The organism is Haloferula sp., assembly GCF_049672945.1.
Lineage (GTDB): Bacteria > Verrucomicrobiota > Verrucomicrobiia > Verrucomicrobiales > Akkermansiaceae > Haloferula.
On record NZ_JBATWY010000231.1, the window covers coordinates 1 to 24,599 of the forward strand.

The 24,599-nt window shown below is 57.9% G+C and carries 21 protein-coding genes; 14 read left to right on the plus strand and 7 right to left on the minus strand.

The genetic code is table 11. The features are described 5' to 3' along the window. From WBG04_RS20110 to nspC, 3 genes are all read right to left on the minus strand, one after another. A partial coding sequence (locus WBG04_RS20110; RefSeq protein WP_424316512.1) for a homocysteine S-methyltransferase family protein occupies positions 1 to 476 on the minus strand: 476 nt, incomplete at its 3' end. Between the two features lie 84 nt (positions 477 to 560). Beyond that, positions 561 to 2,501, minus strand: a complete 1,941-nt coding sequence (gene speA / locus WBG04_RS20115; protein WP_424316513.1) for a biosynthetic arginine decarboxylase — start codon at positions 2,499 to 2,501, stop codon at positions 561 to 563. 53 nt (positions 2,502 to 2,554) lie between these two features. Continuing rightward, a complete protein-coding gene (gene nspC, locus WBG04_RS20120) occupies positions 2,555 to 3,775 on the minus strand; it encodes a carboxynorspermidine decarboxylase (RefSeq protein WP_424316514.1) in 1,221 nt (406 codons plus the stop codon). A gap of 127 nt (positions 3,776 to 3,902) precedes the next feature. Between nspC and WBG04_RS20125 the strand changes: the two genes are divergently transcribed. Next, positions 3,903 to 4,130: a hypothetical protein gene (locus WBG04_RS20125; RefSeq protein WP_424316515.1), complete on the plus strand. Its 228-nt coding sequence runs from the start codon at positions 3,903 to 3,905 to the stop codon at positions 4,128 to 4,130. A 43-nt stretch (positions 4,131 to 4,173) separates the two neighbouring features. Here the strand turns inward: WBG04_RS20125 and WBG04_RS20130 are convergent, their stop codons facing one another. Continuing rightward, positions 4,174 to 5,397 carry a saccharopine dehydrogenase family protein gene (locus tag WBG04_RS20130; RefSeq protein ID WP_424316516.1) on the minus strand — a complete coding sequence of 408 codons (1,224 nt, stop codon included), beginning with the start codon at positions 5,395 to 5,397 and terminating at the stop codon, positions 4,174 to 4,176. A 224-nt stretch (positions 5,398 to 5,621) separates the two neighbouring features. On the opposite strand from WBG04_RS20130, the gene gspG reads away from it, so the two are divergent. The 10 genes from gspG (at position 5,622) to WBG04_RS20180 (ending at position 15,379) form a co-directional block, all read left to right on the plus strand. Further along, entirely contained in the window at positions 5,622 to 6,062 is a 441-nt protein-coding gene (gene gspG, locus WBG04_RS20135) for a type II secretion system major pseudopilin GspG (RefSeq protein ID WP_424316517.1), read from the plus strand. Further along, positions 6,034 to 6,651 (plus strand): type II secretion system protein, encoded by a 618-nt coding sequence (locus WBG04_RS20140; protein ID WP_424316518.1) that lies wholly within the window; start codon positions 6,034 to 6,036, stop codon positions 6,649 to 6,651. Before gspG ends, WBG04_RS20140 begins: the two co-directional genes overlap by 29 nt. A gap of 5 nt (positions 6,652 to 6,656) precedes the next feature. After that, positions 6,657 to 7,073, plus strand: a complete 417-nt coding sequence (locus WBG04_RS20145) for a type IV pilus modification PilV family protein (RefSeq protein ID WP_424316519.1) — start codon at positions 6,657 to 6,659, stop codon at positions 7,071 to 7,073. Next, positions 7,070 to 7,930 (plus strand): type II secretion system protein, encoded by an 861-nt coding sequence (locus WBG04_RS20150; RefSeq protein ID WP_424316520.1) that lies wholly within the window; start codon positions 7,070 to 7,072, stop codon positions 7,928 to 7,930. The genes WBG04_RS20145 and WBG04_RS20150 overlap by 4 nt, the downstream gene beginning before the upstream one ends. Then, the gene (locus tag WBG04_RS20155) at positions 7,927 to 8,856 is read left to right on the plus strand and encodes a general secretion pathway protein GspK (RefSeq protein WP_424316521.1); all 930 of its coding nucleotides are present in this window, start codon (positions 7,927 to 7,929) and stop codon (positions 8,854 to 8,856) included. The genes WBG04_RS20150 and WBG04_RS20155 overlap by 4 nt, the downstream gene beginning before the upstream one ends. Then, positions 8,853 to 10,088: a hypothetical protein gene (locus WBG04_RS20160; protein ID WP_424316522.1), complete on the plus strand. Its 1,236-nt coding sequence runs from the start codon at positions 8,853 to 8,855 to the stop codon at positions 10,086 to 10,088. The genes WBG04_RS20155 and WBG04_RS20160 overlap by 4 nt, the downstream gene beginning before the upstream one ends. A 66-nt stretch (positions 10,089 to 10,154) precedes the next feature. Then, on the plus strand, positions 10,155 to 10,697 hold the full coding sequence (locus WBG04_RS20165; protein WP_424316524.1) for a hypothetical protein: 543 nt from the start codon (positions 10,155 to 10,157) through the stop codon (positions 10,695 to 10,697). Then, positions 10,694 to 11,206 (plus strand): hypothetical protein, encoded by a 513-nt coding sequence (locus WBG04_RS20170; RefSeq protein ID WP_424316525.1) that lies wholly within the window; start codon positions 10,694 to 10,696, stop codon positions 11,204 to 11,206. The genes WBG04_RS20165 and WBG04_RS20170 overlap by 4 nt, the downstream gene beginning before the upstream one ends. A gap of 186 nt (positions 11,207 to 11,392) precedes the next feature. Beyond that, positions 11,393 to 13,864 carry a type II secretion system protein GspD gene (locus WBG04_RS20175; protein WP_424316526.1) on the plus strand — a complete coding sequence of 824 codons (2,472 nt, stop codon included), beginning with the start codon at positions 11,393 to 11,395 and terminating at the stop codon, positions 13,862 to 13,864. A gap of 123 nt (positions 13,865 to 13,987) precedes the next feature. Continuing rightward, positions 13,988 to 15,379 (plus strand): tetratricopeptide repeat protein, encoded by a 1,392-nt coding sequence (locus WBG04_RS20180; RefSeq protein ID WP_424316527.1) that lies wholly within the window; start codon positions 13,988 to 13,990, stop codon positions 15,377 to 15,379. Positions 15,380 to 15,459: 80 nt separating this feature from the next. On the opposite strand, the gene WBG04_RS20185 is transcribed toward WBG04_RS20180, so the two are convergent. Beyond that, positions 15,460 to 15,957, minus strand: coding sequence for a hypothetical protein (locus WBG04_RS20185; protein ID WP_424316529.1), 498 nt, complete (start codon positions 15,955 to 15,957; stop codon positions 15,460 to 15,462). Between the two features lie 162 nt (positions 15,958 to 16,119). Here WBG04_RS20185 and WBG04_RS20190 point away from each other — a divergent pair, with 162 nt between their 5' ends. Genes WBG04_RS20190 through WBG04_RS20200 form a run of 3 tightly spaced genes read left to right on the plus strand, consistent with a single transcriptional unit; the run spans position 16,120 to position 20,052 of the window. Continuing rightward, positions 16,120 to 16,593 (plus strand): PTS sugar transporter subunit IIA, encoded by a 474-nt coding sequence (locus WBG04_RS20190; RefSeq protein WP_424316530.1) that lies wholly within the window; start codon positions 16,120 to 16,122, stop codon positions 16,591 to 16,593. 9 nt (positions 16,594 to 16,602) lie between these two features. Next, positions 16,603 to 18,348 (plus strand): arginine--tRNA ligase, encoded by a 1,746-nt coding sequence (gene argS, locus WBG04_RS20195; RefSeq protein WP_424316531.1) that lies wholly within the window; start codon positions 16,603 to 16,605, stop codon positions 18,346 to 18,348. 3 nt (positions 18,349 to 18,351) lie between these two features. After that, a complete protein-coding gene (locus WBG04_RS20200; RefSeq protein WP_424316532.1) occupies positions 18,352 to 20,052 on the plus strand; it encodes a putative manganese-dependent inorganic diphosphatase in 1,701 nt (566 codons plus the stop codon). A gap of 27 nt (positions 20,053 to 20,079) precedes the next feature. Here WBG04_RS20200 and WBG04_RS20205 read toward each other — a convergent pair whose 3' ends face one another. Then, complete coding sequence (locus WBG04_RS20205; protein ID WP_424316533.1) at positions 20,080 to 22,770, minus strand: VWA domain-containing protein; 2,691 nt, start codon at positions 22,768 to 22,770, stop codon at positions 20,080 to 20,082. Next, entirely contained in the window at positions 22,767 to 24,599 is a 1,833-nt protein-coding gene (locus WBG04_RS20210; protein WP_424316534.1) for a vWA domain-containing protein, read from the minus strand. Before WBG04_RS20210 ends, WBG04_RS20205 begins: the two co-directional genes overlap by 4 nt.

Below are 24,599 nucleotides of genomic sequence, written 5' to 3' on the forward strand. Positions count from 1 at the left end.
GTCTGGGCCAGAAGAAACTCCGCCTTGGTAGCCGCCAGTTCTTCGATCTGGATCGAATGAAACGATCGGGCCTCTTCGGTGTCTGGTGCGAGGTCGGGGCGGTAGCAGTCGTTTTTGGGTCCTGTTAGAGCAACGACGAGCACGGGGGACGTGGGTGGATGGCTTTCGCATAGCTCAAGAAGGTAGGCGACGGCGTCGGCGTTGATGGACTCTGGCATACCTGCTTCTAAGATGCGGGTCCGATCAAGACGCCAGGTAGGAGCCGTCAGGATTAGGGGGAGATTGGCTTGGCTCGCGGCGTCGAGGTACTCGATGTAGATCGAACTCATCGCGGCCTTGGCTTCCTCTGGTCCGTAGATTAGAGGGGTATTGAAGAGCGTGGGATGGAGCGCGATCCTTGGACGGCGGCGTAAGCGCTCGGCGACGGCGCACTCGGCAAGGATCTTCGGGTGACTGGCGAGGAGTTCGGTGAGCATGGGCTTGAAGTGGTTGCTCGATGGCACTGCGGCCCCCTGAAGGGGGAACTACGAACTCTTGTTAGGGAGTTTCGGGCGAAGAATTTACTCCTCGAAGTAAGTGTAGCCGTTGAGGCCGGCGCGGAAGAGGTCCATGACTTCGCGGCGCTCCTTCGGGCTGATGCGGCCTTGGTTGACGGCCTTTTCCGCGAAGCTGCGGAAGCGGGTGACGAGCTCCTTGGGCTCGTACTCCACGTAGCTCAGGACGTCGGCCACGGTGTCACCTTCGACTTCGTGGGTGTAGACGGGCTTGTCGTTTTCAAGGTGGACGCCGACGACATTGGTATCGCCTAACAGGTTATGGAGGTCACCGAGGGTCTCCTGATAGGCGCCGACGAGAAAGACTCCGACGTAGTAGGATTCGTTTGGCTTGAGCGAATGAAGCGGAAGGACGTTTTTGACATCCTCGCGGTCAATGAAGCGGTCGATTTTTCCGTCGCAGTCGCAGGTGATGTCGGCGAGCACGGCGCGTTGGCGTGGTCGCTCGTCAAGACGATGGATTGGAAGGACGGGGAAAAGTTGCTTGATTGCCCACGAGTCGGGAAGCGACTGGAACAAACTAAAGTTGCCGTAATAGAAGTCGACGAGGGTATCGGAAACCTCGCGCAGGTCTTCTGGAATGACTTCTAGTTCCTGCATCAGCTTCGAGATCCGGGTCATGATGTGCCAGAACCATGCCTCGGCGAGGCCGCGCTCGCGGAGGGTGGCGTTGCCGTAGATGAAGTTGGCGCGAACCTGGTCGCGGTAGTAGGTGGCGTCGTTGAAGCACTCCTGCAGGTTGCCCATCTTGAGGTCCTTGTTGACGTGGATCAGATTGACGAGGTTCTGCGGAGCATTCTCAGGAATGGGGGGAGCTTCGTCAGTCGTCTGGACCGTGGAAACGTCGAGAATATTGAAAACCAGCACCGAGTAGTAGGCGACGACGGCGCGACCTGACTCTGAGATGAGGTTCGGATGCTGGACGCCCACTTTGTCGCAGACCTGCATGATGGTCTCGATGACGTCAGTGCAGTATTCGAGGACCGAGTAGTTGCACGAGGCCGAGAAGTTGGTGTGGGAACCATCGTAGTCGATGGCCATGCCGCCACCCATGTCGAGCACACCCATTGGTGCGCCTTCCTTGACGAGATCGCAGTACATCCGGGTGACCTCGGTCGCTCCTTCACGGATCGAGGCGATGTTGGGGATCTGGCTGCCTTGGTGATAGTGCAGCATTTTGAGGCAGCCGAGGTGGCCGGATGCCTTGAGTGAATCGACGACGTCGATCACTTGCGCTGCGGAGAGTCCGAACACGGACTTGTCACCGGCGGATTCCTGCCAATGGCCATCGCCACGGGTCGAGAGACGGACGCGGACGCCAAGATTCGGGAGCACGCCGAGTTTCCTCGAACGCTCCAGCACGAGCGCGAGCTCGGACGGCATTTCGAGCACGAGCATGACCTTGAGGCCCATTTTTTGGGCGTTCAGGGCGAGGTCGATAAATTCCTCGTCCTTGTAACCATTGCAGATCAAATAGGCTTGAGGGTCGTGCATGTGCGCCAAGGCCGCGATCAACTCCGGCTTGGAACCGGCTTCAAGGCCGTAGTGATACCTTTCTCCAAACTGGGTGATTTCCTCGATGACCTGACGCTGTTGGTTGACCTTGATCGGATAGACGCCGCGATACTCGCCCTTGTAATTAACGTTCTTGATGGCCCGGCGGAAGGATTCGTTGAGTTCCGTGATCCGGGATTGAAGGAGGTCACGGAACCGGAGGAGCACCGGCATGTCGGTGCCGCGATCCTTTAGTCCCTCGATGAGCTTGTGAAGGGAGACATCCTTCTTCCCGTCGGAACCCTGGAGGCTGACCGTGACGTGGCCGTCATCGTTGACGCCAAAAAAGCCATGAGCCCAGCCATCGACTCCGTAGAGTTCGGCGGACTTGGCCGGGGACCAGTGATTGTCGGTGCTGGTATTTTCAGGCGACATGGTGGCAGTCGGAATCATGGCGGAAGAAAGGGGCGTTTTCAGGGAAATGAAAGGGAAATGAGTCGTCGGATTCAAGATAGCCGCTGCTTGAAATCCTCGTAGGAAAATTTGCGGATCGTCTCAAGCGAACCGTCCTCGTGCTGGAGGACGATGCTGGGATGCTTGACGCCGTTGAAAGTGGTGGTCTTGACCATGGTGTAGTGGGCCATGTCGTCAAAGATCAGGATGTCACCGGGGATGAGATCGCGGGAAAAGGCGTAGTCACCGATGATGTCGCCGGCGAGGCAGGTCGGGCAGCCGAGGCGGTAGGTGGTAGATGGGAGATGGTTGATGGTGGATGATGGATCTTCGGTGCTGAGGTAGGTTTCGTCTTGGTAGGTGACGGCGGGTGGCGCTTTTTCCTCGCAGGCGGGACGCCCGCGCTCCGCCAGGAACACCTCGGGGCGGTAGGGCATTTCTAACACGTCGGGCATGTGTCCGGTGGCGGAGATGTCGAGGATGGCGTGGCGGTGGCCCATGCTTTCGAAAACGTCGACGACTTCGCAGCGCAGCACGCCGGTATGGATGGCGATGGCCTCACCGGGTTCGAGCCAGACTTCGACCGAGTATTTCTCCTGAGCCTCTCTCACGAGTCGGATCAGGCGTTCGCGATCGTAGTCCGGTTTGGTGATCCAGTGTCCGCCGCCCATGTTCAGGTAGGTGAATTGCGGTGAACGTAGTAGATGGCCGAACTTCTCGTCGACGGCGGCAAGGGTCGATTCGAGGTCGTCGGAATTCTGTTCGCAGAGGGTGTGGAAGTGAAGGCCGGAAAGGCCGGTGAGGTCGGCTCCTTCAAGCTGCGCGGCGGTGATGCCGAGGCGCGAGCCGGGAACGCAGGGGTCGTAGAGCGGGGTCTCGCCGGTGGAGTGTTCGGGGTTGATCCGTAATCCGCAGTGGAGTTCGCCGGATTGGAAACGCGGGTGGGCCATGATCATTTCGCGAAAGCGGGACCATTGGCTGAGTGAATTGAAATCCAGATGAGTGGTGAACGCGAGGAGCTGGACGATGTCTTCCTCGGTGTAGGCCGGCGAGTAAGTGACGACGTGCTTACCGAACTCCTCCTTGGCGAGAAGCGCCTCCCAAATCCCCGAGGCGCAGCAGCCGTCGAGGTCGTCCTTGATGTAGGGGAAGGCTTTCCAGCAGGAGAAGCCTTTGAGGGCGAGGACCACCTTGCAGTTCGCGGCTTCCTTGACTTGACGAAGGATGGCGGTGTTCCGCTTGAGAGCGGCGATGGAGATGACGAAGGAGGCCACGGGGGGAGGCTGCGGCTGCAATTTCCAATGATCAATTTCCTAATGCCAAATGTTGAAGATGGGAGAGGTGGAAACTTGAAGGTGGAATGGAGTCGACGATGCCAAGGTCGGGTGATTTCCTCGCGGGATGCAAGAGGTTCAAGTTTCCGAAGCACCGATCGTTGTCATTCTCGTCTTCGGCGTGATTGCTCTGGTTTATCTGGGGTTGTGGCTCTGGTCGCTGATTCACTGTGTTCAGAATCGATACCTTGCGGACAACAACCGGCTGATCGGGATCGTTCTGATTTGTTTGCTCGGGCTGATTGGGAGTTTGGTTTACTTGTTCCTTCCGAGGGAGACGGAGCCGCAGAGGTGATGGGGTGGCTGGAAAGCCGCCTTGTTCAGCTATGGCGGCCCTCCTAGGCCACGGTGAAGGTCGCGGCTTGCTCGGGGGTGAGTTCGATGCAGGTCCAGGGGAGGCCGTGTTGATTGAGGTCGGCCATGAATGAATCGGGGTCGTGCTGTTCCATGTTCCAGACGCCGGGCTTTTTCCAGTCGCCGGTGAGCATCTGCTTGGCTCCGATCATGGCGGGCACGCCGGTGGTGTAGCTGATCGCCTGGCTACCGACTTCTTCGAAGCATTTTTCATGGTCGCAGATGTTGTAGATGTAGACGGCCTTCTCCTTGCCGTCCTTGAGGCCGGTAATGACGTTGCCGATACAGGTGCGGCCCTTGGTGGTGACGCCGAGGTCGCCGGGGTTCGGGAGGACGGCTTTCAGGAACTGGAGAGGGATGATTTTCTGGCCCTGATACTCGACCTCGTCGATGCGGGTCATGCCGACGTTCTGGAGCACTTCGAGGTGCTTGAGGTAATTCGGTGAAAAGCTCATCCAGAACTGGGCGCGCTTGATGGCCGGGATGTGTTTGGTGAGGGACTCGAGTTCTTCATGGTACATCCGATAGATCTCGTAGTTGCCGACGCCTTCCGGACAGGTGAAGGACTGGTGCTTTGACATCGGGGCGGTTTCGATGAATTTGCCGTCCTCCCAGTGGCGGCATTCGGCGGTGACTTCGCGGATGTTGATTTCGGGATTGAAATTGGTGGCGAAGGCGTGGCCGTGATCGCCACCGTTGACGTCGATGATGTCGAGTGTGTGGATCTCGTCGAAGTGGTGCTTCAGCGCCCACGCGGTGAAAACGTTCGTCACGCCCGGGTCGAAGCCGGAGCCGAGCAAGGCGGAGAGTCCGGCTTGCTGGAAGCGTTCCTGGTATTCCCACTGCCAGGAATACTCGAATTTGGCGACGTCCTTCGGCTCGTAGTTGGCGGTATCGAGGTAATCGATGCCGGCTTCGAGACAGGCGTCCATCAGGGTGAGGTCCTGATAGGGAAGCGCGACATTGATGAGCAGGGTGGCGCCGACCTTGCGAATGAGGGAGGCGGTTTCCGGCGGGTTGTCCGCATCGACCTGAAAGGTGGCGATGTCGCGGCCGGTGCGTTGTTTGACCGACGCGGCGATGGCCTCGCATTTGGAGACGGTGCGTGAGGCGAGGGTGATTTCCCCGAAGACTTCCGGGAGCATCGAGCATTTGTGAGCGACCACGTTGCCGACTCCGCCAGCACCAATAATGAGAACCTTGTTCATGTGGGGAAAGAGAACCGTGATCCGAGCCGACTCGCCAAGCCATTAGTGGGCTTTCGTGCCGGATTACGGCTTGGGATCACCCAAACGATGGCGCCTGAGTTGAAAATCGTTGGATTTTCAACGGAAATGGAGGATTTCGGGCGATTTTGCCGACAACTTTTTGTTCGCATGGGGTTTTCTTAAGCGTAAGGGTTTCCCTACCAAGAAACGGTCATCCTCAATCCATGAAACACCAAGCTTCCAATCGCCGCCGTCTCCGTGCGGGTTTCTCACTTCTCGAAATGGTCATCGTGCTCGGCATCATTGCTGTGATTATCGGTGGCGCCATCACCGTCATGGGCAAGGTCAGTGGTGGTGCGGATCGCCAGCGTGTCAGTGGCGACTTCAACTCACTAGGTGCCGCGCTGCGGATGTACAAGGTCAACAATGGACGTTATCCGACCACCCAGCAGGGTCTTGATGCGCTGGTGGAGAAACCGACAACGACGCCGCCTGCCAAGCGCTGGACCCAGTTGATGGACCGGGTGCCTCTCGATCCATGGCAGAACCCTTATGGCTACAAGTATCCGGGTTCGGAGGATGCAACGCTGTTTGAAATCATCAGCACCGGGCCCGACGGCATCGAAGGCAACGAAGATGACATCAGTAGTCAGAAAGACGAGTAAGCCGGGCTCTGCCGGGTTTACTTTGCTTGAGATCGTCGTCGTGCTGTCGATTTCCGTCATGATTGTCGGCGGTGGCTTGTCGGCGATGTATTTCAATCGCGACGAGGCAAAACTGACGGACGCCTACCAGAGCGTTGAAGTCATGGCCAAGCGGGCGCGGACGATTTCGACGCTCCAGCAGCGGCCCTATGCCCTCGAGTTTCGCGATAAGACGGTGAGCTTGATGCCCTATGCGGAAGCAGCGCTGGAGCCGGATGATCGCGACGACATTCTGGATTCCTTGGAAGAGAACCAGGTCTATCAGGAGGAGGCGGGGTTCTGGGATGAGGACGTGGTCGACCAATCAAGCAACCAACCACCGGTGCGCGATGCCTGGGCGGCAGAACCGGAGATGATGATTTCGATCCGGCGCTGGGCGAATGCGGATTGGGAACCGCTCACCCCGCGTGACCGCCATGTCTGGAGGTTCGATCCGAATGGCATTTGTGAGCCGATAGGCCTGCGTTTCGAAGTTGATGGAAGCTGGGTGGAAGTCGGTTTCCATCCCTTGACCGCGGCGATCAATTATATCGAGTCCGAAATGCGATGAAAGGCATGCGAACACCAACGAAGAGACGCGGCTTCCTGCTGATGGAAGTGGTGTTGGCGATTGGTATTTTCGCGATTGCCGCAACGGGATTTGCCGTGGCTCTGGCCCGCACGGCGGATGCGGCCGCGCTGGCCCAGAGGCGGATGCAGATTACTCGGATTTTGGAGAGTTCGTTGAGGGAGGCGGTTTCGCTTCCCGTTTTGGAGGAGGGGACGACTACCGTGGCCTTGCAAGAGGAGATCGGTGGTGCCGGGGTGGAAATTGATACGACGATCGAGATCTTGAGCGAGTTGGAGAATCAGGATGGGCAGTTGCTGCAGCAGATGTTCCGGATCGAGGTGGCGGCCAACTGGTATGAAGATGGGGAGTGGAAGAATGAAACTGCGGAAACCTGGCGCTACGGGCGTCTCTACCAGCCATGAATGCCTCATCCCACCATCGGGTTCGCGGTCGCGGATTCACCCTCTTGGAATTGGTGCTGGCGATTGGCTTGCTTGCGATGCTGGTCGGAATGATTTTCTCAGTGGCCTCACAGAACATCGCACTCGGGCGGGCGGTCGTTGATAAGCAGAATGAGGATAGCGTTGATACGGCGCTGTTTGAGCTTCTTGATAATTTGTTTACGTCGCTTCCGGGAAACGCGCGGCTTGAGTTGCTGGCGGAAAGTGGCGGCAGCGATTTGCTGAGCAATATCAGCTCGGACCTGACGATCCAGAATGTCCCCCTGAGCTTCAACTGGGGAGGGATGGAAATGATTGCGAGGTCGGTCCAGCTTTCGACGGTCCGCAGGAGGGATGGTCTTTATGATATCGTCCTTAGATATTACGAGGGCGAGATTCTTGAGGAGACTCAAGAGCTGGGTGATGAGGTGGTGTTGGGGGATCAGGAGCCTTTTGCCGAAGTGGTCTTGCTTGAGGATGTGGCGGTCTTCGCTTGGCAGGTCCTCGATGGGCGGACCATGGATGAGTGGCAGGCGGACTGGGAAATAGTCGGACGCTTGCCCTTGCAACTGGAGCTGACTTACATGCGTGACCAGTTCGCGGATCCGGTCCGACAGGTTTTCTGGATCACGCCGAAGCAGAATCCTGAGGTTCTGATGCGTCAGCTCGTCCAACAGGGCGGGCAGGGTGGTCAAGGCGGACAGGTGGGCGACCCCGACGCACCCGTTCTCGAGCCACCCGTGCCTGGGGAGGGTCCGCAACCTGGTCGTCCGGGGGAAGGACCTCCGCAGCCAAGTGGTGGTGGAACTCGCGGTGGGCAGAGAGGAGGAGGTCGGTGAATCGAGGAAAACGCTTCAAGCGGGGCTCGGCTCTGGTCGCGGTCATCTGGCTGATTGCGATTCTCGCACTGGCGTCTGTCGCAGCGCTCAAGGTCGTGGCCTTCGATTTGGATGTGGCTTCGGCGAAGATCAATGGCTTCAGGGCCCAGCAACTGGCCGAGATGGGAATCGCCATCGGTGCCAATCCTTCCGTCGAGCGCGGCGATCCGATCCTCAGTCAGTGGTCGGACGAAAACGACGAAGGCTTTGAAGTGAAGCTGGTATCCGAAGGGGGCAAATTCAACATCAACGCCTTGTTGGCGAAGGATGACAAGAATCTGCTCAAGAGCATGTTCATCGACTGGGGCCTTGATATCGATCAGGCGGCCGCGGTCGTGGACGCCTTGGCTGATTGGATGGATCCCGGCGATGAAGAGGAACTAAATGGGGCGGAAGTCGCTTATTATGAGGAAATTGGGCGGGTGAATCAGCCATTTAATCGACCATTTTACAACCTGGAGGAAATGAGGCTGGTGCGCGGGATGGACTTGGTGGAGGCCTATCGCCCGGATTGGCGCAGCTGGTTTACGATCTGGAGCTCCGGGGGGCTCGATCTCAATGAGGCCTCGCCCGAGCTGATTGGGGTCGCGGCAGAGGTTCCCACGGAAAATGCCACCATTATCCCCGAAACCATCATCGGGCCTGATGGCATCAGGGACACTGACGACGATGTGCCCTTCAGATCGCAAGCGGAAGCGCTTGCACTTCTCGGTGTAAACCCCAATCTCAGGCCCGATATTTCAGCTAGATTTACAGTAAATGACACCACCACGCGAATTGAGAGCATCGGCACCGCCAGTGGAGTCCGGAGGAAGATTACGCTCGTGGTGCGTAACCGGACCGGCCAACCAGCGATACTTGAACGAACTGAGGAGGTGATTCCGTGAGCAAGAAACCTGAGATGTCATTATTGGTCCCGGGTCCATCGGGCTGGGAATTATGGAAGCACGTCGCTGATGGCGGATTCGAGCGTGCGATGGAAGGGGGACCCATGAAGATCGGCGAACTGACCCAGTTGCCCAGCGGGGATTTGGCGATGCTTTTTCCGGTGCGGGCGATCCAGACACTCCCTTTTAAGGCCGCGAGCACCGATCCAGCGCTGTTCGAGGATTTGGCGGTGATGCATGCCGAGCGTCTTGGAATTCGACCTGATCCCATGGCAGGTCAGTTGAGCGATCATTTTGTCGTCCGGGAAGACGAGGAATCGACCGTCCTTCTTCATGCGGTGCTGAAGAGTCCGGGAGAAGGAGAATTGCCGTCGCGGACTCCAAAGGAATTTGATTTGTCCGCCCGTGCCTACCGGGCGGACGGGGACGCCGTCACGGCTTGGAAGGAACTCGGCCGCTGGGTGTTTGCCATTCATCTGGGTGGAAAGCTGCTCTACGCGCAGGCGACCTCCTTGGGCGAAGCCGTGCCAAACGCAGCTTTTCTCCGCGAGATCCATCTGGCCCTGGGGCAACTCTCGATCCAAGGACTGAAGGTGACGCCCACCTCGGTCCACGTCTGGCCTCCCGAAGGCGAATTGGGCGAGGCCGGGGCTCTGGAAGACGGCTTGGGTGTTAAGGCAGTAGTGGAAGCCCGTCCGGACCCGGTCATTCCCAAGCCGGTGAGCCGTTTGCTGCCGGCAGATGTCCGAGCCGCTCGTCGCGAGCGGCAAAAAAGGAACCAGATGACCGCTGGGATTGCCGCCGTCGCCCTGCTCTACCTCGGTGCGGTGGGATGGTTCTTGTTCGGGCTTTGGCAAGATGTGCAGTTGCGAGACCGGCTCGCGCTGGAGGCGGGTGCGGTCGATGAAATTGCGGCGGAGTATCAGGAACAAATGGCGAAGTGGGATGAACTGCAATCGGTGGTAGAGACCGAACAGGGTCCGCTCGAAATCATGCGCAACGTCGCGGCTGCGATTCCCGCCAACAGCGGTGTGCGACTGGAGATCGCTGACATGGGGCCAGATGGGGTGAAATTGACGGCTGCCGCTCCTCAGTCAGCCCCCTTGAACGCATTTTCCCTCGGTTTGAAGAGGACCGCGGACCTTTCTTGGCTCGAATGGGTCGCCGAAGCCCCGAATAAGACGGCACAAGGCTGGAAAATGACAATTTCGGGCGCTCCGCCGAGAGGTTGATCCAGTGATTTTCCCAAAAACCGACAAAATCCACCGCCTACGGCATTATTTGTTCAATCCTACCTGATGAGTTCTCGCGAGAAAAAGCTCCTGATCTTCTTTCTTACCGCCATTTTTGCGGTGGCGAATCTGTTCGGATTCCAGTGGCTGCAGGCCAAGCAAAAGGTGGTCAAGGACGAGATTCTCGCTCAGGAAGCCATTTTGGCGGACGCGGCTTCAGCCCAGACCGCGAAGGAGGTTTTCGTTCAAGAAATCGACTGGCTGGAAGACAATACGCCCGACCCGAAGGAGGGCGAACTGGTGCCATCCCAGTTGGAAAGCTTCGTCACGAATGAGGCGTCCAGCGCAGGCCTGACAGTGGTGCGCCCCAAGATCCACGACAACGATGAGAGCGGGCTTTACTACAACCGGGCGAGATTTGAAATTTCGGTAAGTGGCAATGAGGCCTCGCTCTACCGTTGGCTGGTTCGCCTTCACAGTCCGAGGGATTTCCGCGCGATCACCGCGCTTCGTTTGAGTCCAAACCGCGAGGATGATGCGCTGATCGATGCCAACGTGCAGATCGAACAGTGGTTCGTTCCTCAAATCGCCGCAGAATTTTCAGAATGACTTACCGCATCATACTTTTGGGATGGCTCGGGCTGTCCTTGCTCGCCTCCGCCGCCGCTCCTGCGCAACCGACGCTCACGCGCTATATGAAGTTGTGGACGGATTCGCCGTTCACGACCAAGCCTGAAATCATCAAAGAAGATTTCAATCCATTGGAAGACTATGCCTTGGGAGGGATTTCCAAGCTGGAAGATGGTTACTACGCCATCCTGCTGAATCGCAAGAAGCCGGACGACAAGATCGTGATCTATCCCGGTGAGAAAAGTGACTTTGAGGTGATCGATGTGACCTGGCCGACCGGCTCGTGGAAGGATGCCGTGGTGACGGTTCGGAGCGGAACGAAAACGGGCATCGTCAAGTTCGAAGACAAGCTTCTCACCTTGAAGGCCGCACCGGCACAGGCAACGCAAAAGCCTGCTGCAGCGGCACCGACGATTGGCAAACCTGCGCCCGGGGCGAAACCCAGCACCCGAACGCCTCGGCCACGTGTCGTCGTCCCGAAGAAGTAATCCATGTCCTTTTCCTCATCGCTTTCGAAGACAGCCGCCATCCCGCACGGGGGACGCGGCTTCTGCCTTTTCCAATTTTCCGCTCACGCAGCACGCTGAACCCCATCCATCATGCCCCGATCGTACTCATTTTCCTCCACTCATTCATCCGAAGGGTTATCCCCGGCGATCAGGCGCTCTGATATCATGCACCGAATTTTCATCTCACTTGTTGGTTGCGCAGCTGTTGTCTGTGCTCAGGAGCCAAGGAGGATCCCGGAAGTCCCGCCCAATGCAGATACGCCTTCGCCAATCGAATCGATCGTTCCAGGGGCGACCCCGGCACCGGCTCCTGCTGCGGCTCCCAACCCTGTCGTCAACGTGGGAGGTTTGCCCAATCCGAACCAGATCATCCGGGAGGACATGATTCTTCCAAAACTCAGTGGAGATGAGCTTGCCGAGCTCTATTTCAAATTCACGGGTCGCCGAGTTACGGTCAGCATGGCGGCTGCGACCGCCGAGTTTCGCTTCATTCAGCGTGCACCGATGACCTACGGTGTGGCGGCCCAGCTTTTGAAGAACGCCGCCTTGCTTGAAGGCTTCATCTTCGTGCCCGACGTCAACATGGCCAATCATGATATTCTGGTGTTGGCGACGGCTGGATCGAACCATTTGCAGCGTGGTGTCGAGGTGGTGATTGATCCTGCGGATCTGCCGACGGACGACCGGGTGGTTTCCTACGTGATGAATCTTCAGCATATCAAGCCTGAGGAAATTGTTAGGACGTTCACGACGATCATTGGACAGTTGGGGACCTACGGATCGATCACCCCCGTGCCCAATGCGGGATCGGTGATCATTACCGAAAAAACCTCGCTCATCCGCAGGTTGATTGAGTTGAAGGAGGAGATTGATGTTTCCGGTTCGATTGCGACGCGCTTCATCGAGGTGAAGTTTGCCGACGTCGAAGAGTTGGCGGAGACCCTCAATGAAGTGCTTGGTACTCAGCAGCAGGGTGACCGTGCTGCGGGTCTCCAGCGGGTGCAGAACAACAATGCTGCACCACCAACCGGGGGTGCCCCGAACCTGGCGGCAGCTCTTGGGAACACTGGAGGAGCCGGTGGAGGCAATGCGGCAGAAGATGTTCCGATTCAAATCGTGCCTGATACCCGGACGAATCGGATCTTCGTCATGGGTCGGCCTGTGGACATCGTCTTTGTCGAGGGCCTTATAGCCGAATTCGATACTCAAACGGATGCGCGAAACTACTTGCGCCGCAAGCTGAAGTTCATTCCGGTGGCAGAGTTTCTTGATGTTGCCGAGCCTGCCTTGATGAGGGCCTTTTCGGGTTCTGCCGATGGCGCTTCGAGTGGTGGATCCGGACGATCAACGGGTGCCAATTTTGGCAATAGCCGGAACAATACGACATCCAGAACAAGCAACACGAACAGCAGGACCTCGAACAATAGCTTCGGAAATAGTGGAGGTATCGGCGGCAGCGGTGGCGGGGTCTCTGGTAGCGGGATTTCGCTCGGAGAACCTCAGGGCAACAGTGCTCCCGAGGCGCGCTTGGTTGGACGGACCCTGATGGTGGCAGATAACATCACCAACTCCCTGGTGGTTCAAGGGCCGCCTGCGAGTGTGGATATCATCAACAACCTGCTTGATCAGATTGATGTGAAGGCGGATCAGGTGATGATTTCCGCGGTCTTTGGTCAGCTGGCACTCGGCGACGACTTCAGCTTCGGAGTCGATTATCTCCGCACGCTTGATTCGAGTGACAACGGGGCGACTGCTGGTCGCGGCGGTAGTGGTGGTTTCCCCGTACTGCCTCTCGATGGCACGGCGTTCAATCCGGGAAGTCTTGCTTCTGCAGCAGGTCTGGGCTTGTACGGAAGGATCGGTGATGAATTCAACGTTCTGGTCAACGCCCTGCAATCGGACAGCCGGTTCAAGGTGCTGGCCCGGCCGACGATTTTCACGGCCAACAATCAGAAGGGCACCATTTCCGCGGGTGAGCGGATCGCGGTCCCGACTTCGAGCAATAATTTCGGCGTGGGGAACGGAGGTATCAGCACGAATATCGAATACCAGGATGTCCTGCTCATTTTGGAGGTCATTCCTTTGGTGAATTCCGACGACGAAGTGACGCTTCAAATATCGCTGCTCAATGATGAGGTGATCGGAAGCCAGTTCATCGAAGGGGTGGGTGACATCCCGACGATTGGTCGCCGGGAGGTGCTGACGACGGTCACCATTCCGAACGGAGCGACGATTGCTTTGGGTGGATTGATTACCAGCCGCCAGCGCAATACGGTTTCTGGAATCCCATTCCTCAGCGATATTCCCGGTCTGGGGAAACTGTTTTCAACCACGACCACCGAGGATAATCGGGCTGAGCTGATGATCTTCATTCAGCCAAAGATCGTGAAGAGCTCTGAGACTCTTTATGACGCGCAGACCGATTTCGGCAGCCGCTACGACGTTGCCGACGAGACGCACGAGTTTGCAAATGGTCCCGGCTTGTTGCCTGACGCCGCCGCGATAAGCCAGCAAGTGATTGAAACCGAGGGGCGTGGCTATGCGCAGCCGGTGCTGGAAGTGGAGGCTCCCGAGTCCCAGCGCGAGAGGAGTCGATTCGTAGGTGGTCGTCCAGGATCGACTTTCAGGGGACGTTGAAGTGAGGGATTCGTACCCAAAGGGCGCAGCGGGAGCTTGCCAAGCGGCAAGCTCCATCGCACTTTTCTGCAGCCGCTGTCCGATTTGGAGAGAATGCGGCTAAAACCTAGAATTTCGAACATCATGCCCGAGATCACCGAAGCGGAACTTGCCCCGAACGTCAAAGCGCTGTGGCTCAAAGCCCTGACTGCTGCCCAGACCAAAAACCACGGATATGCCATCAAGCTGATCCAGTCGGTCCTCAAGGATGCGCCTGGGTTTCTGGACGGCCGTAAGGTGCTCAGAAAGTGCGAAGGAAATGCGACTGGTGGGCCCAAGAAAAAGTCGACGATCTTCGGAATGAAGACGGGTGGCGGTTTGGGGGCCATGAAGCTTGCGGGCCAGGTGAAGAAGGATCCCACGGCGGCACTTGTCTCGATTGAAGCGGAACTGGAAAAAGACCCCTACAGTCCTGAACTGAATGACGTGCTCTTTGATGCCTTTGTCGCTCTGGACATGAAGGAAAGTGCAGCATTCGCCTTGGAGACGGTGCGCAGCACCCATCCCCAGGAGTCCAAGTTTCTTCACAAGCTGGCGGAGTTCTACCTCTCCAATGAAGAGAGCATGAAGGCGGCCGAGGTCTACCGGGATATCATCAAGCACAATCCAACCGACTCCGCGGCGATCAAGGGCGAAAAGGATGCCACCGCGCGGGCTTCCATGCAGCAACAGAAGTGGGGTGAAGACGCCAGCATGAAGGACATGATGAAGGATAGTGCGGCGAGCGAGGAGATGGAGAAAGCCTCCCGCACCGGCCTGACGCGTGAGCAACTCGAAGAACGCCGTGATCAGCTTGCGGCCAAGTATGCCGAGGATCAGAACAATCTCGCGGTCGTGAAGGATCTGGCAACGATCTTTGAGCGGCTTGAGGATTGGGCGAGTGCCCAGTCCTACTACGACTGGGCCTTTTCTTTGAGTTCCAGCGACGTGGCGCTGCGCTCAAAGGCCGAAAAAATGGGCGACAAGCTCAAGGAGTCTGAGATGAAGCTGCTTGAGGCGCGGGCTCTGGAGAATCCGGATGATCCGGAAGTCAAGGCGATGCTCGCTGAGAAGCGGAAAGCGAACATCGAGTCAGCAGTGGCCGATGCGACTCGCCGGGTCGAACAGAATCCGACGGATCCCGTTCTTCGTTACGAGCTGGGCCGTGCCTTGTTTGATGCGGCTGACTACAGCGGAGCGATCCCTCATCTTCAGCAAGCCAAGCGAAACCCCCACATTCAGTCCAAGGTGCTACTGCTTCTCGGTCGGACTTTCAAGGAGAAGAAGATGCTCGATATGGGTGTCAAACAGCTTGAGTCCGCACTCGAAGATCTCGTGGCCATGGACAACGTGAAGAAGGAGATCCTCTACGAAAAGGGCCTGATGCATGACGAGATCGGCGACAAGGATGCGGCGATTGCGTGCTTCAAGGAAATCTACGAGGTCGACTACGGCTATCGTGATGTCGCGGCGCGGGTGGAGGCTTCGTATGGATGATGCTTCACTCGCCCAATCTTTGAAGGGTTGATGGGCTCTGCGCGGTGGGTGCTTGAAGTGAGTTCCCGGGGTTTGTCGTTCTACTGCGGGTAGAGCGTGATCCTCAGCGGGTCGTAACGGTCATCAGGCCGGAAGATCCAGCCCGGATTACGGTTCACCACTTCGTAGCCGGTCAGCATGAATTCAGGCAGGATTTGATTGCTGTTTGGATCGTAGGCCGACTTCCCGGTGTAGTATCCCTTGATCCTGTACTCGTAGTTCTGATCAAAACCGTAGCGCTGACCCGGTGGGCCGGTTTCCGGAAGGCGATCGGGCGCTCTCTTTTTGTCCTCGCGCAGCATGACCAGCTTGGCCCGGTTCCAGGATTCACGGGGTTTCCTCAAATAGCCCCAGAAGCGGGTTTTCTTCACGTAGTAGCGTCGGCCATAGAAGAAGTCTCCGGTGGGCTCTGAGGCGATTTGGGCTTTTCGTTCCGCCGCCGTTGGCCCCCCCATGGTTCCTCCTCCAATCGAGGCCCCGCATTGGCAGAGTAGGGTCGTGAGAAGGGTGAGGGCGATGAGTCGGAGGCTTGCTTGCATGGAGTGGGGGGAAGCTAGGAAGGGGGAAGGGGGGGCTGCAAGCGCCAAAGGTCGTTTGATCGCGCCATGTTGACTCTCCGAAAACCCGCTTGCAAATAGGGGGTTACGCGGCTAACCACTCCGCCCCTCCAGCTCCCAGGAACCTCGGGGGCGGACCACTGCATGAAACTGGCTTCCCTACTTTCGCCCGATCAGATCATCCTTGATATGAGCTCCGAGGAGCACATGCCAGCGATCTTCGAGCTCGTGGATCATTTGATTTCGACAGGCAAACTGCCTGAGGCCCTTCGCGAGGAAGTGGTCGCCTCGCTCGAAGCGCGAGAAGAGCAGGTCAGTACCGGCATTGGTTATGGCGTCGCCATCCCGCATGCTTTTTCGGAAAATCTTGAAGAGGTTGCCGCCGTCTTCGGCCGCTCGGTGAAAGGCATCGACTTCGAAGCGCTTGATAATTCTCCCGTTCATTTTGTAGTGCTCTTCATTGTTCCAAAGAAGGACTATCACCTCCACCTTCAGACGCTCGCAGCGATCGCCAAGATGTTCACGAACTGTGAGATCCGACAACAGCTCAGCGAAGCGGAAAGCCGGACCGCGATTCTGGACATTCTCGCAGGCAAGGCTTCGCGGAACGTGGCCTGACATTCCGTCATGAGTCTTTTAAAGGAAATTGAAAAGCGTTTGTCCGTCGCACTCGCGACGGTGATTGGAGAGGCTACCGAAGCTCCCGTCGTGCCTGCCGCAGACCTGCGCTTTGGTGACTATCAAAGCAATGCCGCGATGATTCTGGCCAAGAAGCTCCGAACAAACCCTCGGGCATTGGCTGAAAAGACCATCGCCGCGATCGACATGGCCGGACTTGGATCCGCCGAGATCGCCGGACCGGGATTCATCAACTTTCGCATCGATCCCGAGACCTTTGCCTCGCGGGCTGAGGCGCAGCTTGCGGATGAGCGATTGGGAGTGCTGCCAGCTTCGGAAAAGCGCACCATCGTCATCGATTTCTCGGCACCGAACGTGGCCAAGCCGATGCATGTCGGGCACATCCGGTCGACCATCCTCGGCGACTCACTGGCGAGGATTGCGAGGTTTCTCGGGCATGAGGTCATTACGGACAACCATATCGGCGACTGGGGGACCCAGTTCGGCATGATCCTGCATGGTTGGAAGACGATTCTCGACGAAAGCCGGCTCAAGGAAGATCCGATACCGGAATTGGTCCGGGTCTATCGTGAGATCAATGGGGCGGCCAAGGATGATCCAGCCGTGATGGAGACCTGCAAGGGCGAGTTGGTGAAACTCCAGGCCGGCGATCAGGAGAATCTCGCGATCTGGAAGGAGTGTGTGGAACTCTCGAAGCAGGGGCTGGAGAAAATCTATGCCCGGCTTGATGTTCACTTTGACCATTGGCTCGGCGAAAGTTTCTACAATGACCGACTTGCGGGACTCGTGGATGAGTTTCTCGAGAAGGGTTTGGGCAAGGTCAGCGACGGGGCGGTTTGTATTTTCTCATCTGGTGAACTTGGCGACGAAAGGGATCCCTTTCGGATTCACAAGAAGGAGGGGTGGATCGACAACCCTGCGGTCATCCGGAAGGCTGATGGAGGCTTTCTCTATGCCACGACCGACCTTGCAACGATCGAGTACCGGATCGACGAATGGAACGCTGACGAAATCTGGTATGTGGTGGGCACGCCGCAGCAGTTGCATTTCCGCCAGATTTTCGATGCCAGTGTGCGCTGGGGCAAGAACGCTGATTTCCAGCATATTGCCTTTGGCTCCATTCTCGGTGAAGACCGCAAACTGATGAAGACTCGGTCGGGCGACAACGTGCAACTCACCGATGTGCTCGATGAGGCGGTGGAGCGTGCCGCGGCAGCCATTGCCGGCAAGAACCCCGACCTTCCGGCTGACGAAGCGGCGGAGGTGGCCGAGATTGTCGGCATCGGTGCCGTTAAGTTTGCCGAGTTATCCCAGAACCGGCTGACCGATTATGTCTTTTCGTGGGATCGGATGCTGGCGCTTCAAGGCGACACGGCCCCCTATCTGCAATACAGCCAGGTTCGGATTCGTTCCATTTTCCGAAAACTGGACGCGCCCTTTGATTCGTCGGGCGTGATGCTCGTGCTCAAAGACGAGGCGGAGATTCATTTGGCCCGCTTGTTGATTCGTTACGGAGAAACCGTGCCATCGATTCTTGAAGAGCACCGCCCCAACCTTTTGGCAAACTATCTGCTGGAGTTGGCGCGTGCTTTCCATTCCTTTTTTGAAGCCTGCCCGGTGCTCAAGTCCGAAGAATCGGTCCGCTCTAGTCGGCTTGCGCTCTGCGAGCTCACCTCAAGAGTCCTGAGTCATGGCTTGAGCCTGTTGGGCATCCGATGCCCCGAAAGAATGTAAGCCATGATCCTGGAAACCTCCCCCCGCCGCAACCTGCCGTTCTATGTGATCGGTCACCGGAATCCGGACACTGATGCGATTTGTTCTGCGATAGGCAATGCGGCGCTTCTGCGGCTGCGGGGGCATCCGGATGCCGTGGCGGCACGGTGTGGAGAGATCCCTCCGCGGACCGCCTGGGTCCTTGAAGAAGCCGGGATTGAAGAGCCCGTGCTCATTACCGATGTCAGGGCGAATGCGGGCATGATTTGCCGACGGGATGTCGTTCAGGTCTGCGCCGGTGATACTTTCATTGCGGCTTACCGACGGATGCTCGCCAGCGGTGTTCGCTGCGTCCCGGTTGTCGGCGATGATGGTCAGCCTCAGGGCATGCTTCGCTATCTGGATCTGCTCGAATTGCTCGTCCCGGGTGATGGCAGCGGAGTTGCGGTTCGGACGATTCACGTATCGCTTGGAAAGATCGCAGTCACTCTCCAGGCGGACAGCGTTGGTGCCGACTTGCCTGAAAAGGATTCTGATGAGGATCTGATCATGCTGGTGGGTGCCTCTTCCCAGAATACCATCGATCGTCGTCTCAAGATGGCTGCCAAGGAAGGGAATGTTGGTCGCTACCTTGTCGTTTGCGGTGACCGGCCGGTGGTGCATCACTACGCGATCGAAAATGGAGCGCGGGCCTTGCTGGTCACTGGTGGCAATGGCGTTGAACCGGAGATGCGAAGGTTGGCGAAGGAGCGGGGTGTGGTCATCCTCCTCTGCTCGCAAGATACCGCCAGCAGTACGACCTTGATCCGCTGTTCGAGGACCGTGAATCATGTGATGGAGACGGACTTTCAGTGCGTCTCCCAGGACGAACCGGTTTCCCGTTTGAGGAAGTCGCTGGCCCACCTTGAGCAGGACCTCTTTCCCGTGGTTGATCCCGTCGAAAACAGAATGATCGGTGTGATTTCGAAATCCGACCTGGTGGACCCGCAACGAATCCGGATTGCTCTCGTCGATCACAATGAGTACGCGCAGGCGGTTCAAGGAATTGAGGAGGCGCACATCGTCGAGGTGATCGACCACCACCGGCTCGCAGGGGACCTGGTTTCCCGCGAACCGATTCGCTTTCTCAATGAACCGGTCGGCTCGACATCGACGCTCGTTGCCAGGAAGTTCGCCCACCGGGATCTCATTCCCGAACCGGGAATCGCGCTTTGTCTTTGTGCGGGGATCATCTCCGACACGCTTTGCCTGAGTTCGCCAACGACGACCGCTTTGGATCGTGAGATGCTGGAATGGATGAGCGAGATCGCCGAAATCGATCCCGAGAAGTTCAAGACCGACTTCTTTGCAGTGGGCTCTTTGCTGACCTCAGGAACCGTGACCGAAATCTTGAATGCCGACCGCAAGGAGTTCGATGACGAGGGCGTTCGAGTCACGATCGCCCAGGTCGAGGAGCTTGGGCTTCATTCCTTCGACGGACGCTACAAGGAATTGCAAGCAGGTCTTGAGGCGCTTGTGGAAGAAAACGAATACGATCTGGCGGTCCTGGCGGTCACTGACATCGCCAAGCACAACAGCCTGATCGTGGCTGCTGGTAATGAGCGGATGATCAGTGGACTGCCATTCCAGCGGGTGAATGGTTCCCACTTCGAGGCACCAGGAGTGGTGAGTCGCAAGAAGCAGATTTTCCCCGCTGTTTGCAAAGCGATCCGGAGCTTGGGTTAGGCAAGACGCTCGTCGTTTCCTGCGTCACTACTTTCGATCCTTGGCTCGCTGGTAACGAGAGCGGCGTTCGGTTTGCTCCGATGGTGGCGGCTCCGAAGTCGCCTGCTTGACGACAGGCGTGGGTGCGGGCTTGCTCGCTTTGCCGACCTTGACTTTCGGTGTCTTCGCTTGTCGCTCGAAGCTCGGTATTCCGAGCAGTGGGAGTTTCCAACCGGTGCGTGTCATGAGCGCCTCAAGGATCACGAGCATGAACAAAGCCAAAGCAAGCCAAAGCCTCAGCGAGACTTCGCTTTCATACGGCGGTCTCAGCCAGGCATCGCCAAGATCGAGAAGTTCGCGACCGCCCGTTTGGGAGGCCACGCTTCGCAGTTCCGCCAATCGATCCGACTCGAAGGCCCATTCGATCGAAGAACCGACAGTGATCGGTCCGAAAGGTAGGGCATGCGGTCCGACTTGAATCGCACCACGGATCACGGAGCCCTCGTCCAAGTCACGGCTGACCGCGAAGTGACCGGGCTCGATCCGCTTCCATGGGACGTCGTAGGGATTGCTGCCGACATCACTTTCGAGGATTCGAAGACGTGGTGGGGTTACGGTGAGCGTGTCTCCCCACATCTCGGGGTCATAGAGGAGGTCGAGGTTCAGGCGGGTGCCATCCAGCTTGTGTCGAACCCCGATGCCGGGTGGCAGGTCGAGTCCCATCAACCAGCGTGTCAGCGTTTGGACGAAGTCCGCGTAGCCTTCCCAATTGCGTGCCGGATCCGAGAAGTCACCGCCCAAGGGAAATGAGACGGCTGCAGTTCTTCCGAGTCCCCGCCGAGCATGAGCGACCAATGGGGCGACATACTCATCGGTAGTGACCAGCGAGGTAGTGGCGTCCTCGCGGGCATAGGAGAGATTGTAACCGCCGGCTTCGGGCAGCCACTCTAACAGCTTGGGTGAGATCTCAGCCCAGCGTCCTGTTGGCTGGGCCCCGACGTTTTCCTCAACGAAGGCGGAGCGTGCGATCGTGACGGTTTCCTGGGCGAAGATCTTCGGGATGTCCATCGGCCGATCCGTGAAGAAGACGCGGCCATCACCCCGTTTGGCGATGTCTTCGAGAAGCTTCGCGTCGACATCCGCCTTGGTGCCAAGTCCGATGACGGAAACGGTCGCGCCCTCCTTCTTCATCTCGGCCAGAAGGCGTTTGTAGTCGCCGGGCTCTTCGGAGTCGGCGGCATCGGAGAAAAGGATGATGTGGCGGGTGCCGACCGGGACCGTCTTCAGTTGGTCCCAGGCCGCCTTCAGTCCTTCGTAAACAAAGATGCCACCGCCTTGTGATTGGATCTTCAGCACCCGGTCCGTGATCTTCTTCTTGTCGTTTCCGATCCGGGTCATCCGCACGATGTCATGAGGCGCGCTGTCGACGGCGAGGACCGCGACCTGATCCATCGGGCCTAGGAGATTGATGGCCTCGGCAGAACCGGTGTTGGCGAGATCCATCTTGGTCACGTTCTTTCCGCCAGCATTGACGTTGACGGACATCGACCCCGAACGATCGAGGACGATTGCGAGCGCGACGGCGAGCTTGCGGTGCTCGGTCTTCAATTCCATCGAAATGGGCAGCAAGGGGTCGATCGATGATTGAAAGTAACCGCCGGAGCCGAAGGAGTGCTTTCCTCCGACCATCAGGAATCCACCCGCTTGTTCCCTGACGAAGAAATCAAGAGCGTCGAGAAAGTCCTGGGGCACCTCGTGAGCGGGGACATTGTTGAAGATGACGGCTTTGGCCCCGGAGAGTCGTCCGGGCTGGAGTTGCTGGGAGTTGCTTTCCACATCGACGGTGAAATCCAGCGACGAGAGGACCTTCGCAATCGGGTCGTCGACATAATTGGTGACGAGAAGGACCCGCGGGCCACCGGCGATTTCGATCCAGCGCGTGGCGCGGTTGTTTCCGGGATGCGCATCAGTTTCCGGAATCACCTCGGCCTCGTATTTGAATGATCCACTGATCGGAATTCGGTCAGTGAACTCGGCGCGTCCTACGCCGTTGGTCAGCTCGACAGTGGTCTCGGTGAGTGTTTGACCACCGCGGCGAACGATCAAAGGCACCTCACCATCGAGGGATCCCCTGACGGTGACCGAGAAGAGATAGGGTTCGCCGGCCTGGACACGCTCGGGCAAGTCGATCCTGGAAATACGAAAATCGTCCAGTGTTTCGTCACGGATCAATCGGTAGTCGATCGGGATGCCACGGGCTTCGAGTTGGTCAGCGGCTTCGGCGAGGGGTTCGGTTGAGAAACCGTCGGTGAAGAGCAGAATACGAGCGGGACGATCTTCCTCAGCAAGTGCGGCGACCTGGGAAAGGGCGAGTCCGGTTTTGGTCAGCTTGCGCGACCCGGTAAAAGTCGCTCCATCCTTTCCGTGTTCCACAATCTCTGCGGCGTAGTCGTGAACGATGATCCGGTCGCGGCGTGAAGGTTTGGATTTCTCCAGCAATCGCTGCCACTCCGGCAAGCCTTGGTCGACGAGATCCTCCGTGGAGTCCGAGCGATCGAGTAGCACCCAGAGATCGAGCGAGTCCTCTTTCAGCACCATGCGGGGGTCGGCAAGAGCGATGGCGGCCAATGCGATCAGGATGAACCTTAAAGGAGAAAACAAATGCAGATCGCTCCAGAACCAGCCGATGAAGACCGCGGCAGGGATCAGGAGGAACCATTCTGGAGAAGCGAAAATCATGTCTCGGTCACCAAAGGGGGTGGGTTGCCGGCGGCTCGCTCCCTCGAGAAGCGCCAGGAGATGAGCAAGGCCGCGATGAGCAGAAGGATCCATAACCTCCACCAATGATCCTCGACCGTGTGGCGTGCAACGGCTTCGGCGTTGCCGGAGTCGAGGGTGTCGACTGCCCCGCAGGCAATGAAGTCAGCTTCCCGTGTATCGGCAAAGTGAAGGGCGGCATCAAGTAGTTCGGTTTCTCCTTGGCGAACCGTCAGGAATCCCGGTTCCAGTGGCGCATTGAAGCGAAGCATGGCGGCTGCGGGGTAGTCCGTTTCGGACAGGAGCTTGCCGGAGCTGTCCCTGTGTGCCACCGAGATGGCTTCGGCAGGTCCTTCCGTGCCTGAACTCCTCGCGGCGAGTTGGAGGACTTGTCCCGTCTCGAGGTTCTCGCTGAACTTGGAAATCTTTGAATCCCGAATGCTCTCGATGAATCGATGGAGGCAAACGATGAACGCAGGCTGGCTGGTCGCATTTGAAAGACGGAGATCGAAGTTGAAACAAAGTTGCCTTGCAGCCGGCTCACCGGGTTCGGCTTCCAAAGTGCGGAGGAAAATCAAGGGCCGGGTGTCCTGCCAAAGCAGCACGTCATCCGTCGACAATCGCTCAAGCTGAATCGTCTCACGAACGAGCAGGGCCTGCCAGTTAAGTCCATCGACCAAGGGGTTTTTCTCGGCGACGATCCCTCCCTTGAGATAGGAACCTGCCGAGGTGGAGTCCTGAACGAAAACCACCGCATTTCCATCGGGAAGCATTGGATCGAGAGCATCGTAGGAAATGAGTGAAACGTCCGCCGTGTCGGCATCGTTGCTGAGGGTGATCGCCTCCAGCGAGCGGTTCATTCGATCAGAAAGCTTGGTGAATTCAGGAGTGGTCGACGAAAAAAGGCTGAGCGACTTGGGTGACGGAGCGACCATCGGGAAGGTGTCGTCCAAGGTGAACTTGTCGTTGGAGAGCACGAGTCTGGCGCGGTCCGCTTCTTCGGGGAAGGCTGCCTGGATTGAAACCAGTGATCCTGCATCGATGTCGAATGACTTCGGCTCGCTGGAAGTCCCATCGGGAAATTCAAGTCTCCAGCTCCGGGTTTGCGGCGCATCCGAATAGTTGCGAACGAGGGCACTCCAGACCAGGGCGCCTTCGCGTCGCTCAAATCTAACACCGGTGATGCCGACGTTCTCGATGTTCTCTCCAAGGGCAATCTGGCGGGCATCGAAGGGAAGTGACTCGCTGGGCGTATCCGTGACGTAGACGACGATGCCTTCGCGAGCGACGATCGAACGGGCGAGCCTGATGGCCTGCGAGGGATCCACGAGGCCGTCGCGGGGTTGCCAATTGTCGAGAGCGAGGGTGAAATCCTCAACGGAACCACCCTTGTAAAGCCGCTCCCTCCCGGAGGCGCTTTCAAGGAGAGTGAGCTCGATGGCTGCGGCTGCGCCCTGGAGGTCCGGTAGGGCATCGATCAGTCGCTGTTTGACTTGCTCCTTGATGACCGACATCGAGGCCGATGAATCCAATACGATGGCAACTCGCTGGGTGCTACGGGCTTTCTGGTAGCGGGGTTCGGCAAGCAACCACGTCAGGAGCAGAACCGCGAGCAATTGCATCCAGAGCGGAACCGAATTCATCAGTCGGTCGAAGCGTCGGCCGCTGGCGGATTCCCGCTGGGTCTTTTCCAGCAGAAACAGGGTGGAGATCGGAAGGATCACCGCCTGCCTCTGGAGAAAGTGGATTGCCAGCACGGCAGGAATGCCGAGCAGTGCCCAAAGACCGAGTGGGTTGGCGAGCGTGAGCAT